This window comes from Siccirubricoccus sp. G192 (genome assembly GCF_019084075.1).
Classification (GTDB): Bacteria; Pseudomonadota; Alphaproteobacteria; order Acetobacterales; family Acetobacteraceae; genus G192.
Map to the genome: position 1 here is coordinate 3364856 of NZ_JAHREN010000001.1, position 16352 is coordinate 3381207.

Genomic DNA, 16352 nt, shown 5'->3' on the forward strand with positions numbered 1-16352 from the left:
GGCGCGAGACTAGCCCGCGCCCGTCGCCTTCGACCAGCCATAGAGCGTGGCCGGATTCTCAGCCAGGATACGGCGCCGCGTCGCCTCGTCCGGCGCCCATTCGCCAAGCAGGTCTAGCAGCGCGGCTTCCTCCAGCGGATAGGCCGGCCGGTTCGGATGCGGCCAATTGCTGGCCCAGACCACGCGGTCCGGCGCCGTGCGGATGGCGGCACGGGCGATGGCCGCGACATCCGCATAATCCGGGGGCCCGGAGAGCGAGGTATTGTAGGGCGCGGAAGCCTTCATCCAGGCCCGGCCGCCTTCCAGCAGGCGCAGCAGCGCCCGCACCTGCGGCCGGTCCACCGGCACGGGGTCGTGGAAGCGGCCGATATGGTCGATCACCACCGGGCAGGGCAGCGCCCGGATCATGGCCTCGCGCGCCGGCAGTTCGGTGCCGTCGAATTGCAGTTGCGCATGCCAACCGAAGGGCGCGATGCGGGCGGCGACGGGGGCCAGCGCCTCCCAGCCCTGCGGCGCGCCCTGCATCAGGTAGAAGCGCGCGCCGCGGGCGCCCAGTGCGTGCAGCCGGGCGATCTCCGCCTCCGGTGTGGTTGGCGTCACCACCACTACGGCGCGGCCGGCCTCGCCGAGCGCCGCCACGGCATCCATGGTGCAGGCATTGTCGGCGCCATAGGCGGAGGGCTGCACCACCACCACCCGTTCCAGCCCGAGCCGCACCATCACCTGGCGATAGGCGGCGAGGTCGGCCCCCGCGGGCGGTGGCTTGGCGGCGGTGGCGGCCAGCAGATAGCGTGCGGCCGGTCCATAGACATGCATATGCGTGTCGCAGGCGCCCGGCGGCACCGGCAGGCGCGGCGTGGCAGTCATGGACCTGTTCCTCTCCGTGGCCGGGAGTGAAGCGGGGGCTGGCGGCGCTGTCCAGAGCGCGCGCCACGGCCTATGATCCGATGCGGAAGGTCTGGGGAGGACAAGGGTGATGCAGCGACGGCAATTGCTGGCGGGCATGGCGGCCGGCTTGGCGTCCCCGGCACTGGCGCAGGCGGGCTGGCAGCCGACCCGGCCGATCCAATGCATCATCGGCTTCGCGCCCGGTGGCGGTGCCGACCTCATCGCCCGCGCCATCATTGAGGCGACGCAGCCGCTGATCCCGCAGCCGCTGGTGGTGGTGAACCGGCCGGGCGCCGGCGGCACCATCGCGGCGCAGCAGGTGGCGTTGCTGGCCGGCGACGGCCATACCCTACTGATGGGCGGCGGCAGCGAGAGCACCAGCATCCCCGCGTTCCGCCAGCTCCCCTATGACGCGAGGCGCAGCTTCCGCGCGGTGATGCGGCTGATGCGCCAGCGCATGTTCATCCTGGTCAAGGCGGATAGCCGCTTCCGCACCATGCAGGACGTCATCGCCGAGGCGCGGGCCAAGCCGGGCCAGGTGAGCCACGGCTCCTCCGGTGTCGGTTCGATCTACCACGCGGTCTTCGTGGTGCTGGAGCAGCGCGCGGGGGTAGAATTGCTGCATGTGCCCTTCACCGGTGGCGCGCCGGGATTGCAGGCGGTGGCGGCGGGCCAGGTGGACATGATGGTGGCCTCGCCGGAGGAATTCCGCGGCCTGACCGATGGCGGGCTGCTGCGGGTGCTGGCCTGCTGCTCGGCCGACCGCGCCGAGAGCTTCCCGGAGGTGCCGACGCTGAAGGAACTTGGCCTCGACATGGACCTCGAGAACATGAAGGGCTGGCTGGTGCCGGCCAGCACGCCGGATGAAGCGGTGCGCTACCTGCACGACCGCTTCCGCCAGGGCATGGGCACCCCCACCTGGCGCGCCTTCCTGGAGCGCGCCGGCGATACCGACGGCTATCTCGATGGCCTCGGCTTCCAGCGCGCCATGGACCAGGTGCTGGATGCCATCACCGGCGCGGTGCGGAAAACCTAGGCGAGGCCCTTCGAGGCCTTCTCGAAGGTGCCCTTGCTGAGCTTCGGCGTGGCCAGGATGCGTTCCAGCTCCGCCCGCATCAGGGCCGCGCGGTCCGGCGACTGGCGGCGCCAGAGGCCGAGCGGCGAGATCAGCCGCGCCGCCATCGAGCCGTTGATCGGGTCGAGCGCGATGACCGCATCCCCCAGGAATCGGTAGCCCTCGCCCGAGGCGTCGTGGAAGCGCACCGGATTGCCGCTGGCGAAGGCGCCGATGAGCGAGCGCGCGCGGTTCGGGTTGCGCAGGTCGAAATCCGGATGCGTATAGAGGGCGCGGACCTGCGCAATGGTGTCGGCACGGCGCGACATCGCCTGGATGGAGAACCACTTGTCGAGCACCAGGTCGTCGCCATGCCAGCGCGCATGGAAGGCGGCGAGCGCGGCATCGCGCGCCGGCGCCTCCGCATTCGCGAGCAGCGACAGGGCGGCGAGCGTGTCGGTCATGTTGGTGGCGCCGTCGAACTGCGCGCTGGCGAGGCGCAAACCCTCCTCCCCCGCCGCGGCGAGATAGCCGAGGCAGGCATTGCGCAGGCTGCGGCGGCCGATGCTGCGCCCGTCGATGCGGTAGGGGCCGGATTCCGCCAGGGCGGCATAAGTGGCGTGCAGCGCGTCACCGCAGCGGTGCCCGATCTCCCGACGCAGGAACTCGCGAACAAGATGCACCGCCTCCGGGTCAGCGATCTGCATCTGGTCGGCGACGAAGGTTTCGCCGGGTAGCGCCAACGCCTCGGCGGCGAAGGCCGGATCGGCATCGGCATCGGCACCGGCCAGGGTATTGTGGATGGCCTCCGCAAGCGCCGGATCGAAAGCCAGTGACTCGCCGCGGCGATGGGCGGCGACGAGATCGAGCATCAACGCGGTGGCGTATTGCTGGCCCGATTCCCAGCGGACGAAGGGATCCGTGTCATGCACCGCGAGGAAGCGCAGCCGGTCGCGCAGGATGCCCTTGAGTCGCACCGGGGCGGAGAAGCCGCGCAGCAGCGACGGCACCGGCGGGGAGGGCACATCCTCGAAGACGAATTCCTGCTCGTTCTCCTGCAACAGCAGCAGGCGAGTTCCGGCCTGCGCGGCGTTCTCGCCGGCAAGACGGGTCGGTAGTTCCCTGCCCTGCCCGTCCAGCAGGCCCATGGCGACCGGGATCGGCAGCGGCTGCTTCTCCGTCTGGCCCGGCGTGGCCGGCGTCTGTTGCCGGAGCGTCAGGGTCCAGCGGCGCGTGGCGGGGTCGTAGCTATCCTCGGCGGCGAGTTCCGGGGTGCCGGCCTGGTCGTACCAGCGCGCAAAGCGCGAGAGGTCGATGCCGGAGGCGTCCTGCATCGCGGCGACGAAATCCTCGATGGTGACGGCCTGGTTGTCGTGCCGGGCGATGTAGAGGTCCATGCCGCGGCGGAAGGCGGCGGAGCCGATGCGGGTATGCAACAGCCGCACCACCTCGGCGCCCTTCTGATAGACGGTGGGGGTGTAGAAATTGTCGATCTCGATATAGCTGTCCGGCCGCACCGGATGCGCCATCGGCCCCGCATCCTCGGGGAATTGCGCGGCACGCAACCCGCGCACGTCGCGGATGCGCTTCACCGCGCGGCTGCCCTGGTCGGCGCTGAATTCCTGGTCGCGGAAGACGGTCAGCCCTTCCTTCAGCGAGAGCTGGAACCAGTCGCGGCAGGTGACGCGGTTGCCGGTCCAATTGTGGAAATACTCATGCGCGACGACGGTCTCGATCCCCTGGTAGTCGCCATCCGTGGCCGTCGCCGCGCTGGCCAGCACGTATTTGGTGTTGAAGACGTTGAGGCCCTTGTTCTCCATCGCGCCCATGTTGAAATCAGAAACGGCGGCGATGTTGAACACGTCGAGGTCGTATTCGAGGCCGAAGACCTCCTCGTCCCAGCGCATGGCGCGTGTCAGGCTGTCCATGGCATGGGCACAGCGCTCCTCGTCGCCGCGCCGCACCCAGATATTGAGCGCGACACTGCGGCCGGAGCGGGTGACGTAGGTCTGATGCACGTCGATCAGGTCGCCTGCGACCAGGGCAAAAAGATAGCTGGGCTTCGGGTGCGGATCGACCCAGCGGACCCAGTGGCGGCTATCCCCGACATGGCCGCTGCCGTCCGGGTTGCCATTGGAGAGCAGCACGGGGCAACTGGCGCGATCGGCGGTGATCGTGACCGAATAGCGGGACATCACATCCGGCCGGTCCGGGAAGAAGGTGATGCGGCGGAACCCTTCCGCCTCACACTGCGTGTAGAAATTGCCTCCGGAGGTATAGAGGCCAGAGAGTTCGGTATTCGCCTCCGGCGCGATCCGCACCACGGTTTCCAGCAGGCAGGCATCCGGCACCTCGGTGATCGTCAGCGCCCCGTCCTCGCCGATGCTGTAGCGTTCGGCGGGCAGCGGCACGCCATCCAGCATGATCTCCAGCAGGGTCAGCGCATCGCCATCCAGCCGAAGCGGTGCCTGCGGCGCCGCTGAGTTGCGGCGGAGGGTCAGCCGCGCGCGCACCGTGGTCGCGGCCGCATCGAGGTCGAAATACAGTTCGACATGATCCACCAGGAATTCCGGCGGGTGGTAGTCCTGGCGGCGGATGGTCCGCGGGGCGGCGTCGCGCTGGCTGTCGGGCATGATGCAATCCAGTGGCGGTTTGGTGTCGCGGGTCCGATTCAGGGCCTCGGCCGGAGCCGGCGTTGCAGCATTTCCGCCGGCTGGCAGCCAGGGTTGATGTCACCATCCTGTGAGGCGTGACGGCAACCCTGAGCCAGCCCAGCCCCACCCGGAGTATTCCCCATTCCGCCACCCCGGGCGAGGGTTCGGTTGACCCTGCGGCGGCCCTGTAGCATCCCTCACCCGCCGCCAGGGAGCAGGAAAGATGGATTTCGCGCTGACGCCGGAACAGGATGCGATCCGCGCGGCGGTGGCCGCCATCTGCGCGCGTTTCGACGACGCCTATTGGCTGAAGAAGGACAAGGAAGGCGGCTTCCCCCACGAATTCCACCGTGCCGTCGCCGAGGCCGGCTGGCTCGGCATCTGCATCCCGGAGGAGTTCGGCGGTGCCGGCCTCGGCATCACCGAGGCGGCCATCATGATGGAGGCGATCGCTGCCTCCGGGGCCGGGATGTCGGGGGCGACAGCGGTGCACCTGAATATCTTCGGACTGCATCCGGTGGTGGTGCATGGCTCGCCGGAACAGCAGCGGCGCATGCTGCCGCCGATCGCGCGGGGTGAGGTGAAAGCCTGTTTCGGCGTCACCGAGCCGACCACCGGCCTCGACACCACCCGCCTCAAGACCCGGGCGGAGCGGCGTGGCGACCGCTACATCGTGAATGGCCAGAAGGTTTGGATCAGCACGGCGCAGGTGGCGGATACCATTCTGCTGCTGGCACGCACCACGCCGATCGAGCAGTGCAGGAACCCGGCGGATGGGATCAGCCTGTTCTACACGCCACTCAACCGCGCCCATGCGACGGTGCGCGAGATCGAGAAGATGGGCCGCAAGGCGGTCGATTCGAACGAGATCTTCTTCAGCGATTTCGAGGTGCCGGTCGAGGACCGGATCGGCGAGGAAGGCAAGGGCTTCCGCTATATCCTGCATGGCCTCAACCCGGAACGCGTGCTGATCGCGGCGGAGGCGATCGGGATCGGCCGCGCCGCGCTGCACCGCGCCGCATCCTACGCGAAGGAGCGCGTGGTCTTCGGCCGCCCGATCGGCCAGAACCAGGCGGTGCAGCACCCGCTGGCACAGGATTGGATGGCGCTGGAGGCGGCTTGGTTTATGTGCATGAACGCGGCCTGGCGCTACGACCAGGGGCTGGATTGCGGCGCGCAGGCGAATGCGGCGAAATACCTCTCGGCCGAGGCCGGCATGAAAGCCTGCCAGAATGCCATCATGACCCATGGCGGCTTCGGCTATGCCCGCGAATACCACGTGGAGCGCTTCCTGCGGGAGGCGCTGATCCCCTGGATCGCGCCGGTCAGCCCCAACCTCATCTGCTGCTACATCGCCGAGCGTGTGCTCGGCCTGCCCAAGAGCTACTGAGGATCACGCCATGAATGAAGCAGTGCTCTATGAACGGCGCGGCCAGGTTGCAATCATTACCATCAACCGGCCGGAGGCCCGCAATGCCATCGACCGCGCGGTGCGGGAGGGGATGTTCGCGGCGCTGCACCGGGTGGAGGCGGAACCGGAGGTGCAGGTGGCGATCCTCACCGGCGCCGGTGATCGCGCCTTCTGCGCCGGCATGGACCTGAAGGAAGCCGCCGCCGAGGGCCGCGGCGTCATGCCGCGCGGCTTCCTGCCGGTGATCGGCGACACGGTGGAGATGACCAAGCCGACCATCGCCGCGGTGAACGGCTTCGCCATGGCGGGCGGCTGGATGTTCGCCCAGATGTGCGACCTCTGCGTCGCGGCGGAACATGCCGTCTTCGCCATCACGGAAGCCAAGGTCGGACGCGGTACGCCCTGGGCGGCGCCCCTGATCGGCATGCTGCCGCAGCGCATCGCGATGGAGGTGCTGCTGACCGGCGAACCCATCGGCGCGCGCCGCCTGCTGGAGCTTGGCTATGTGAACCAGGTGGTGCCGGGGCCGCAATTGATGGAGGCGGCGCTGGTTCTGGCGGAGCGCATCGCCGCCAATGCGCCGCTGACGGTGCGCGCCTGCCGGGAGCTGGTGCATATGAGCCAGGAGATGGGCCGCTCGGCGGCGCTCCGCGCGGCGCGGCACCTGTTCCAGCCGGTTTATGCCAGCGAGGACGCGAAGGAAGGACCCCGCGCCTTCGCCGAGAAGCGGAAGCCGGTCTGGCAGGGGAGGTAGCCCCTCCCCTGCAGCATCACCGGTAGCCGGGGTCGTCCAGATTGGTCAGCGGGAAGGCGCTGTGGACATGCGGCCGCACCGGCACCGGCGCGGCATGCAGGTAGCTCGGATTGAGCTGCGCGAAGCCGGTGACGCCGAGCAGGCCGAGTACCTCATGGATCTCGGTCTGCAGCAATTCCAGCATGCGGGTGACGCCGGCCTCGCCCGCCGCGGCCAGCGCGTAGCAATAGAGCCGGCCGATGCCGACCAGGTCGGCGCCGAGCGCCATGGCCTTCACCACATCGCTGCCGCGGCTGATGCCTCCATCGATCCAGATCTTGGCGCGGCCCTCGACGGCGCGCACCACCTCCGGCAACACATCCAGGGCACCGCGCCCGTGGTCGAGCTGGCGGCCGCCGTGGTTCGAGACATAGACCACCTCGGCGCCATGCTCGCAGGCGAGCGCGGCATCCTCGGCGGTGGCGATGCCCTTCAGCACCAGCGGGATGCGGTGGCGGTCCTTGAAGCGCTTCACCTCATCCCAGTCGAGCGCCGCCTGGAAGCTGTGGCCCAGCGCCCGGGCCCGCCAGGGCTTCACGAAGCGCTTGGCGATGTCGCGCTCGCGGCGGCTGTAGATGGCGGTATCGACCGTCAGGCAGAAGGCGTCGTAGCCGTGGTCGACGGCGCGCTTTACCACCTCGTCGATCCAGGCGCTGTCGCCGCGGACATAGAGCTGGAACACCTTGGGGCCGCTGCCCGCGGCCTCCGCCATCGGCTCCAGCCCGGGATGGCTGACCGAGCTGACGATGATCGGCACGCCGAAAGCTGCGGCGGCGCGGGCGGCGGGGGCGCCACCTTCGGGGTCGAAGCTCTCCAGCCCGCCGACCGGGGCAAGGGCCAGCGGCAGGGCCAGTTTGCGGCCGAGGAAGGGTGCGGTGCAGTCGATGCTGGAGACATCGCGCAGCACGCGCGGCCGGAAGGCCAGGCTGTCGAGTGCCATGCGGTTGCGCAGCATGGTGGTTTCGGTCTCGGTCGCGCCCACCAGGTAGTCCCAGATATTGGGGCTGAGCCGGGCCTTCGCTGCCTTGACGAATTCATGGAGGGTGAGGAATTCGCCCTCGGTTTCGCTGACCATTGTCCGTTTCCCTGTCTCAGGCACCGCCCAGGAATTCCCGGGTCCAGCGCTTGTAGTCCGCCTCGCGCGTGGCGCGGCCCATCAGCCCGCCCTGCGGCAGGCCCTGCAACTCCGAAGGCGGGGTGCCGTCGCGCAGCGCCTTGAGCGTGGCATGCACCGCCTGCACCGCCGCCATGATCGGCTGATGGCCCTGCAATGCCACGCGCACGCCACGGGCAGCAAGATAGTCGCGGTCCTTGATCTCGGTCCCCTCGACGCCGCCGACAATGATCGGGATGGTGGCGACCGCGGATACCGCATCCAGCTCCGCCCGGGTCCTGATGCCGGTGTAGAAGATCGCATCGGCGCCGCTCTCGGTATAGGCCCGGGTCCGCTCCACCGCATCCGCCAGCCCGGTCACGGAGACGGCGCCGGTGCGGGCGACGATGCAGAAGGCGGGATCGTCCCGCGCCGCGAGCGCCGCGCGCACCTTGCCCAGCCCCTCCTCCAGCGAGATCAGCGTGACCTTGCCGTCGCCATAGGGGCGCGGCAGCACGGTATCCTCCAGGGTCATGGCGGCGACGCCGGCGGTCTCCAACTCCTCCACCGTGCGCATGGCGTTCAGCGCATTGCCATAGCCATGGTCGGCATCGACCAGCAGTGGCAGGGTCTTCACCGCGCGGCAGATGCGGCGGGCCTGGTCGGCGAATTCGGATAGCGTCAGCACGATGAGGTCCGGCGCGCCGAGCACGGTGAGCGAGGCGGTGGAGCCGGCGAACATTCCGACCTCAAAGCCCAATTCCTCGGCGATGTGGGCCGACATCGGATCATAGACGGAGCCGGGATGGACACAGACCCGTCCCCCCCAGGATGGCACGGAAGCGCTGGCGACGCCCGGTTATGCTGCTCATGGATGTTTCCCTGTTCCTTGGACCGCGGCTAAGTAGGTGGCCAAAAGTCTTCTATCAGGTTCCTGAGCCAGAAGTGCTTTGAAGCCATCCCGGCCTTGCGGCACGCCTGCTGGGGTGTCAGTCCCAGCACCCAGTCTGCGGCATCGCTGGCCAGAGCATTCACCGAGGTGGCCTGCCGATTGGCGGCGATGAGCCGCTTCAGTTCGCGCCAGAGTTGGTCCATGGCGTTCAGTTCCGGAGCCTGCTTGGGCAGCCAAAGGAACCGGATGCCAAGCGCCGCGGCCAGCATCTGGGTGCGCGCGGCGGTGTGTGCGCTGGCCCGGTCGGCCAGGAGCCAAATCGTGCCGGCGGCGCGGTAGCGGCGTCGCACCTCGCGCAAGAAGACCTGCGCATCGGCAGCGCCGGCACGCGGACGGACGAGCACGACCCGGTGCGCGGTCCGCAGGTCGATCGCGCCGAACAGCACTCGCTTGGCGTTCGCGCCGGTGATCGGCACGGTGGCCTGCGTGCCCTTGAGAGCCCAGGCCGCGCGCAGCGGGGGAAACAGCCGCAGCAAGGTCCAGTCGCAGCACAGCAGCACGTCGCCGGCGCGCCAGCCAGCGCGCAGGCGCCGGATTATTCCCCTTTTTTCTGGGCCAGATGTACTGCCCGTCCGACGTAGACGTAGCGGGGCCGCTTCCAGCGGTAGTTCGCCTCATGCAGGCGGCGGCGCAGCGTTCGGGCGCCGACCGTGATGCCGTGACGTCGGTGCAGATACTGCCTGAGCAGAGGCACCGTCCAACTCGTCGCCTGATAGCCGCAGCCGCGCGGGTCGCGTGCCAGGGCCGCCGCCAGGCGGCACGGAGTGAGCCGCGGGGCCGAGTGCGGTCGCCCGGGGCGCGGGCGGTCCGCCAGGGCGGCGGCATCATGGGCCGCCAGGTAGCGTTCGAGCCACCCGCGAACACTGAACCGTGTGGCGCGCACGTGCCGGGCCACCTCACTGATTGGCTGTCCTTCAGCGACCAGCAGCACCGCCTCGACCCGGCGGTACAACCGTGCCTCGCGCGCCACCGATAACACACGCTCAAGGCGGCGCCGATCGGCCGGAAAAAACCGCTGCACCTCACGCTTTGCATGTCCACGCATGCCAGCCAGTGTGCCAGCAAGATCAGACTGGTCGAAAACTTTTGGCTACCTACTTAGGGCCGGTGCAGCACCGCCGGCGCGCGGGTGACGCTGCGGCGGCCACGCTTGAAGGCCGCCAGCACCGGCGCGACCTCGCGGATCGCCGCCACCGGGTCGGGCGCATCCACCAGCACCAGATCAGCGGGGTTCCCTACGGCAATGCCGTAATCCTTGCGCCGCATCAGCCTGGCCGAGCCAGTGGTGAACATGCCCCAGGTGTCGCGCAGCGCGTCCGGCATGCCCTGCTGCACGACATTGGCGTAGAGATTGGCCTGGCGGATCAACTGCCCGTCGCCCATCGGCGTGAAGGCATTGAGGATGTTGTTCGAGGAGATCGAGCAGGTGACGCCCTGGCGCACCAGCCGGTTGGCATCCACCACGCTGCGCTCGATCCGGTGGTCACGGTCACGGCCACCAAGATAGAGATCGGTGGCCGGCAGCACGGTCAGCGCCACGCCGGCATCGGCCATGCGCTTTGCCACCCGGTCGAATTCGGCTGGCGGCATCACCGTGAGCTTGGTGACATGGCCGATCGCCACCCGCCCGCTCCAGCCGTATTGCTCGGCCAGGTCGCAGACCAGCAGCGTGTCCAGCTCATTGGCGGAGGAGCCGCTGTCGAGATGCATGTCGATATCGATATCGAATTCCCGCGCCATCTCGAAGACCCGCCGGATCTGGCCGGCGCGGTCGCTGTCGTAATTCGGCGCGGCGCCAACGACACGGGCGCCGTTCCGCAGCGCCTCCAGCATCAGTTCCTCGGTGCCGGGATTGTTGAGCAGCCCCTCCTGCGGCATGACGCAGATCTCGATATCGATCGCCCAGGCATAGGCCTCGATCAGCGCCTTCACCCCCTGGAAGCCGCGCAGCCCGACCTTGGGGTCCACCTCCACATGGGTGCGCATCAGGGTGGTGCCGTGCAGGATGCATTTCTCCAGCGTGCGGCGGGCGCGGGCATTCACATCCTCGACCGTGAAGGTGTGCTTGATGGCGGAGGTGCGTTCCATGGCGCGATGCGGGTTGCGCGCGGTCTCGCACTCGCAGCGGTCGATGGTGCAGGTCTTGTCGAGGTGGATATGCGTCTCGACCAGGCCGGGCGAGACAAGCCGGCCGCCGCACTCCACCACCTCACCCGCTTCGGCGCCGAGGCCCGGGCCGATGGCGGCGATGCGGCCGGCGCTGACGCCGATATCCACCGCCTCGCCGCCTTCCGGCAGGCGGGCGTTCCGCAGCAGCAGGTCGAATGCCATCAGCCCTCCCCTCCCTCGGGCGCCACCGCCCCTGCATAGGGCACGTTGCGGCCGCCATAGCGCCGCACCCGGATATTGGCCTGTTCCGCATGGCCCGCGAAGCCCTCCAGCATGCAGAGCCGGGAGCAGATGCTGCCGATCGTGGCAGAGGCTGCATCGGTCAGCACCCGCTGGTAGGTGACGGTCTTCAGGAATTTGCCCACCCAGAGCCCGCCGGTATAGCGCGCCGCGCCCTGGGTCGGCAGGGTGTGGTTGGTGCCGATGACCTTGTCGCCGAAGGCGACATTGGTGCGGGGCCCGAGGAACAGCGCGCCATAATTCGTCATGCCTCGTAGGAAGAAGTCATCGTCCCGCGTCATCACCTGCACATGCTCGCTGGCGATGCGGTTGGCCTCGTGCAGCATCTCCTCCAGCCCGTCGCAGAGGATGACCTCGCCATAGTCGCGCCAGGACTGGCGGGCGATCTCCGCGGTGGGCAGGATGCCGAGCAGCCGCTCCACCTCCGCCATGGTCTCCCGCCCCAGCTTCTCGCTGTCGGTGAGCAGGATGGCGGGCGAGGTCGGGCCATGCTCCGCCTGGCCGAGCAGGTCGGTGGCGCAAAGCTCGGCATCCACGGTGTCGTCGGCGATGACCAATGTCTCGGTCGGGCCGGCAAACAGGTCGATGCCGACACGGCCATAGAGCTGCCGCTTCGCTTCCGCGACGAAGGCATTGCCGGGGCCGACCAGCATGTCCACCGCCGGAATGCTCGCGGTGCCGAGCGCCATGGCCCCCACCGCCTGCACGCCGCCGAGGCAATAGATCACGTCGGCCCCCGCCAGATGCTGCGCCGCGACGATGGCCGGCGCCGGCCTGCCCTGGTAGGGCGGCGCGCAGGTGATGATACGCGGCACGCCCGCCACCTTGGCCGTCACCACCGACATATGCGCCGAGGCCAGCAACGGATATTTCCCGCCCGGCACGTAGCAGCCGATGGAATTCACCGGGATGTTCCTGTGCCCCAGCACCACGCCCGGCAGCGTCTCCACCTCGATGTCGCGCAGCGCGGCCTTCTGGTGCTCGGCGAAATTGCGCACCTGCGCCTGGGCGAAGCGGATATCCTCCAGGTCCTGGCCGGTGAGCTGGCCCAGGCAGTCCTGGATCTCGGCATCGGTGAGCCGGTAGTCCTCGCGGTCCCAGCCATCGAATTTCACCGAGTATTCGCGCACCGCCACATCGCCGCGCCTGGCGATATCGGCCAGCAGCGCCTCCACGGTGGCGCGTACCTTCGCATCGGCCGCGGCCTTGTCGGCGGCGGGGATGCTGGATTTCAGATGCCTGGCCATGAGCCTCTCCCTTATTCCGCGGTCCAGCCGCCATCCACCAACAGCGAGGCGCCGGTCATCAGCGCCGAAGCGTCCGAGGCCAGGAACACCACCGGCCCCATCAGGTCCTGCACCTGGCCGAGGCGGCCGAGCTTGATCTTCGACAGCACCCAGTCCCGGAACTCCGGCTTCTCGAAGAAGGGCCGGGTCAGCGGCGTCTCGATGAAGGTGGGGCAAAGCGTATTGGCGCGGATGCCATGGGGCGCGAGGTCGAGCGCCATCGCCCGGGTCCAGCCCTCCATCGCCCATTTCGAGGCGCAGTAGACGCTGCGGTTCGGCCCGCCGACATGCCCCATCTGCGAGGAGACGTTGATGATGGAGCCGCGCACTCCCTCCTCCCGCATCCGCCGCGCCACGGCCTGGGCGGCGAAGAAGGCGCCACGCAGGTTGAGGCCCATCACCGCGTCGAAATCCTCGGGCGTCACCTCGGCGAAGCTCACGGGGCGGTTGGTGCCGGCATTGTTGATCAGCGCGTGAAAGGCGGGCCGGCTGGCGATGGCCCGCCGCGTCGCTTCGACATCGCCGATATCGAGCACCAGTGTTGCGGCCTCGCCGCCGGCCGCTTGGATGGCCTCGGCCACTGCCTCGATTTCCCCGGCGCTGCGGGCCGCAAGGGTCACGGCCGCCCCCGATCCGGCCAGCGCAGCCGCCGCCGCCAGGCCGATCCCCCGCCCGGCGCCGGTCACCAGCGCCCGCCTGCCATCCAGCCGGAAGCTGGGCGTCTCTGGCAGGATCAGGGGTGCAGGCATGGGCGGCATCCGTCGGTCCAGCGCAGGCTAGAGGCTTCCGGGCCTGCCGCCCATCCCCTCAGGCAAGGCCCTTGAGGCTGTCCAGCGCCGCCGCCACGGCCTGCCTGCCGGCCTCCGACAGCGGCGGCTGCGGCGGCAGCGGGTCGCCTACGGCGAAGCCCTGGATCTGCAGCGCGCCCTTGATGCAGGCGGCGAGGGAATGCGCGGCGAACAACTCGTTCAGGCGCCAGAGCACCCGCTGCAGCGCCATCGCCTCCGGCCAGCGCCCAGCCTTGCAAAGCTCGTAGAGCCGCACACTCTCCCGCGGGATCACGCAGGCAGGGCCGGCCATCCAGCCGACGCCGCCGATCAGCATGACGGCGGCCGGGATATGCGCGGAGGCGGCGAAGACCTCCAGCCTGCCCTCCACCCGGTTCAGGATCGAGAGCAGCCGGCCGGTATTGTTCGAGGCGTCCTTGATGCCGACGATGCGGGGGTGGCGCGACAGCGCCTCGATCGCCGGCAGCGAGAGATCGGAGCGCTGGAACATGGGGTTGGTGTAGAGCACCACCGGCAGCGGCGTCGCCTCCGCTATGGCCTGGAAATAGCTGATGACCCCGGCTTCCGGCACCGGGAAATAGGCTTCCATGATGGCCAGGATGCCATCCGCGCCGATCGCTGCGTAGTCCCGCACCTGGCGCACCGCATCCGCCGTGGTGGTGGCGGCCACCCCGGCCACCACCGGGACCCGGCGCGCCGCCTGGTCCACCACCACCTCGACGATGCGGCGGCGCTGGGATGCGTCCAGATAGGCGAATTCGCCGGTGCTGCCGAGCGGTGTCAGCCCATGCACGCCGCTGGCGATCAGGTGATCCACCAGCCGCCGCAATCCCGCTTCGAGCACCGAACCATCGGGCGCGATGGGGGAGACGAGATAGGGGAAGACGCCATGAAAGCCGCTCATGGGGCGGAGACTAGCGCACCCCGCCGCGCGGTCCAGGCCCTACCGGGACCACCAGGCAGTTCCGATAAGCCCGGCAAACTCGCCACGAGGAAGCCGCTATTCCAGCAGCAGGTCGCGCAACGCGGCCAGCCGAGGCGCATCGAGGCCGAGCCCCTGTTCCAGCAGCAGGGGCAGCGAGCCGTGGCTCTCGATCGCCGCATCGAGCGCCGCCTCCAGCAGGGCGGGATGCGTCGCGTAGAGCGCCTCCGCCAGGGGCTTGGGCGTAGCGTCCGGCAGGGCGTAGTCGCGCCGCCACAACCGGTCCGTTGCCGTGTAGTCCTCCAGCACCGTGGCCCGGCTGGCGCCAAGCGCCGTCAGGATCAGCGCCGCGCCGAGCCCGGTGCGGTCCTTGCCGGCGGAGCAATGCAGCAGCAACGCATGCCTCTCCGGCTGCAGCAGCAGTTCGAACATGCGGCGATAGGCGCCGAGGAAGCGCATGGCGTAGTCGAGATAGGCGCGGCGCAGCAGATCGACCACATCCTCGCCGGTGGACTGCTCCCGCCGCATCAGGTCGCGGAGCGAGGCGCCGACGGTGGGCTCGATCGCCACCGAAACCCGCTCGGCACCGGCGGGCAGCCGGGAGGGGTGCTGCGCCGCCTCGCGCTCCCCGCGCAGGTCGCAGATGGTGCGCAGCCCGAGCCCAGCCACGATCTCCGCATCCCGCGGCGTCAGTTGCGCCAGGGTGGCGGAACGGAAGACGACGCCATGCCGGACCCGCCGCCCGTCCAGCGCCGGCCAGCCGCCGAGATCGCGGAGGTTGGAGGCACCCTCCAGCGGAATGGCATGTGGCAGGCTGGAGGGGCTGGGGAGCACGGCGATGGGCCTTCTCGAGAGAGAACCGCTTCTAGCACCGGATCTCCGCAAGGGCAGAGTCGCCCCGAAAATCCCCCCCGCTCGCCTTGACGGCGGGGGGATGCGCTGCGGACAATCGCCGCCAACCGGTGCCGCTCCCTGCGGGCGGCGCCGCAACCCGGCTTCCAGGAGGATTCCCGAGACATGCCATCCGCAACCCTGTTCGACCTGACCGGCAAGGTCGCCATCGTCACCGGCGGCTCCCGCGGGATCGGCCGCGCCATTGCCGAGCGCCTGGCGGAGCATGGCGCCAAGGTGGTCGTCTCCTCCCGCAAGCTCGATGCCTGCCAGGTGGTGGTGGATGCCATCGCCGCGAAGGGCGGCGAGGCCGTGGCCATGGCCTGCAACATCGGCCGCAAGCCGGAATTGCAGGCGCTGGCGGACGCGGCCATGGCCCGCTGGGGCGGCGTCGATATCCTGGTCTGCAACGCCGCCATCAATCCGCATTTCGGCCCCGCCATGGGCATCGCGGACGAGATCTTCGACAAGATGATGGCGACCAATGTGAAGTCGAACATGTGGCTGAGCCATATGTGCATCCCCAGCATGGAGAAGCGCGGCGGCGGCGCGATCGTCATCGTCTCCTCGATCGGTGGCTACAAGGGCTCGGTCAATCTGGGGACCTATGCCATCACCAAGGCGGCGGATCTGCAATTGGCGCGGAACCTGGCGGTGGAGTGGGGCCCGAAGAACATCCGGGTCAATTGCATCGCTCCCGGCCTGATCCGCACCGATTTCGCCCGGGCGCTGTGGGAGGACCCGGTGAACTACAAGAAGCGGACGCGCGACACGCCGCTGAAGCGCATCGGCGAGCCGGACGAGATCGCCGGCGCCGCGGTCTTCCTGGCCAGCCCTGCGGGCAGCTTCATGACCGGGCAGAGCATGATTATCGATGGCGGCGTGCTGGCCGGCGCACCTGCCAACGCCGACGACTGAGCCCGGCATCCCTCGCCAGGCCGAGAAGGACCATGGGCAGGGCAATGCGCCGGCGGCTACCTGCCACGGCACTTGCCGCCCTGCCCCTGGCTCCGGCTGCTGCCCAATGTCCAGTCCAGGTCCCTGGCCCAACCGGTTGTGGCAGGGCAGCCAGGGCCGTTGCTCGACCATCCGGCGGTAGCGGAGAACCTGCCCGGCGCCATCATCCATGTTCCGACCAGCAACGCCGGATGGCATGCGCTGCCGGGATCCGCAGGGCCGCTGGCGCTCGACGCGTGCCGTAACGCACCATG

15 protein-coding genes are annotated in these 16352 nt (G+C 69.2%); 4 read left to right on the forward strand and 11 right to left on the reverse strand.

What is annotated here, in order from left to right; translation table 11 throughout:
- Positions 1 to 9: 9 nt before the first annotated feature.
- Positions 10 to 867 carry an amidohydrolase family protein gene (locus KSF81_RS16165; protein WP_217379861.1) on the reverse strand — a complete coding sequence of 286 codons (858 nt, stop codon included), beginning with the start codon at positions 865 to 867 and terminating at the stop codon, positions 10 to 12.
- Positions 868 to 976: 109 nt separating this feature from the next.
- On the opposite strand from KSF81_RS16165, the gene KSF81_RS16170 reads away from it, so the two are divergent.
- Entirely contained in the window at positions 977 to 1924 is a 948-nt protein-coding gene (locus KSF81_RS16170) for a tripartite tricarboxylate transporter substrate binding protein (protein WP_254454074.1), read from the forward strand.
- Here the strand turns inward: KSF81_RS16170 and pepN are convergent.
- Positions 1921 to 4575 carry an aminopeptidase N gene (gene pepN / locus KSF81_RS16175; RefSeq protein WP_217379863.1) on the reverse strand — a complete coding sequence of 885 codons (2655 nt, stop codon included), beginning with the start codon at positions 4573 to 4575 and terminating at the stop codon, positions 1921 to 1923. The genes KSF81_RS16170 and pepN overlap by 4 nt on opposite strands.
- A gap of 244 nt (positions 4576 to 4819) precedes the next feature.
- On the opposite strand from pepN, the gene KSF81_RS16180 reads away from it, so the two are divergent.
- On the forward strand, positions 4820 to 5986 hold the full coding sequence (locus KSF81_RS16180) for an acyl-CoA dehydrogenase family protein (RefSeq protein ID WP_217379864.1): 1167 nt from the start codon (positions 4820 to 4822) through the stop codon (positions 5984 to 5986).
- 10 nt (positions 5987 to 5996) lie between these two features.
- Complete coding sequence (locus KSF81_RS16185; protein WP_217379865.1) at positions 5997 to 6761, forward strand: enoyl-CoA hydratase-related protein; 765 nt, start codon at positions 5997 to 5999, stop codon at positions 6759 to 6761.
- A gap of 16 nt (positions 6762 to 6777) precedes the next feature.
- Here KSF81_RS16185 and KSF81_RS16190 read toward each other — a convergent pair whose 3' ends face one another.
- From KSF81_RS16190 to KSF81_RS16230, 9 genes are all read right to left on the reverse strand, one after another.
- The gene (locus tag KSF81_RS16190) at positions 6778 to 7875 is read right to left on the reverse strand and encodes an alpha-hydroxy acid oxidase (protein WP_217379866.1); all 1098 of its coding nucleotides are present in this window, start codon (positions 7873 to 7875) and stop codon (positions 6778 to 6780) included.
- A 16-nt stretch (positions 7876 to 7891) separates the two neighbouring features.
- Positions 7892 to 8677, reverse strand: coding sequence for an oxaloacetate decarboxylase (locus tag KSF81_RS16195; protein WP_217379867.1), 786 nt, complete (start codon positions 8675 to 8677; stop codon positions 7892 to 7894).
- Positions 8678 to 8793: 116 nt separating this feature from the next.
- Positions 8794 to 9345: a transposase gene (locus tag KSF81_RS16200; protein ID WP_217377317.1), complete on the reverse strand. Its 552-nt coding sequence runs from the start codon at positions 9343 to 9345 to the stop codon at positions 8794 to 8796.
- A 35-nt stretch (positions 9346 to 9380) separates the two neighbouring features.
- Positions 9381 to 9890, reverse strand: a complete 510-nt coding sequence (locus KSF81_RS16205; protein ID WP_217377316.1) for a helix-turn-helix domain-containing protein — start codon at positions 9888 to 9890, stop codon at positions 9381 to 9383.
- Between the two features lie 53 nt (positions 9891 to 9943).
- Entirely contained in the window at positions 9944 to 11176 is a 1233-nt protein-coding gene (locus tag KSF81_RS16210) for an amidohydrolase family protein (RefSeq protein WP_217379868.1), read from the reverse strand.
- Positions 11176 to 12501, reverse strand: a complete 1326-nt coding sequence (hisD, locus tag KSF81_RS16215; RefSeq protein WP_217379869.1) for a histidinol dehydrogenase — start codon at positions 12499 to 12501, stop codon at positions 11176 to 11178. The genes KSF81_RS16210 and hisD overlap by 1 nt, the downstream gene beginning before the upstream one ends.
- A gap of 11 nt (positions 12502 to 12512) precedes the next feature.
- Positions 12513 to 13289 carry an SDR family NAD(P)-dependent oxidoreductase gene (locus KSF81_RS16220; protein WP_217379870.1) on the reverse strand — a complete coding sequence of 259 codons (777 nt, stop codon included), beginning with the start codon at positions 13287 to 13289 and terminating at the stop codon, positions 12513 to 12515.
- Between the two features lie 58 nt (positions 13290 to 13347).
- On the reverse strand, positions 13348 to 14232 hold the full coding sequence (locus tag KSF81_RS16225) for a dihydrodipicolinate synthase family protein (RefSeq protein WP_217379871.1): 885 nt from the start codon (positions 14230 to 14232) through the stop codon (positions 13348 to 13350).
- Positions 14233 to 14328: 96 nt separating this feature from the next.
- Positions 14329 to 15084, reverse strand: a complete 756-nt coding sequence (locus KSF81_RS16230) for a tyrosine-protein phosphatase (protein ID WP_217379872.1) — start codon at positions 15082 to 15084, stop codon at positions 14329 to 14331.
- Between the two features lie 183 nt (positions 15085 to 15267).
- Here KSF81_RS16230 and KSF81_RS16235 point away from each other — a divergent pair, with 183 nt between their 5' ends.
- Positions 15268 to 16059, forward strand: coding sequence for an SDR family NAD(P)-dependent oxidoreductase (locus KSF81_RS16235; RefSeq protein WP_217379873.1), 792 nt, complete (start codon positions 15268 to 15270; stop codon positions 16057 to 16059).
- Positions 16060 to 16352: the final 293 nt, after the last annotated feature.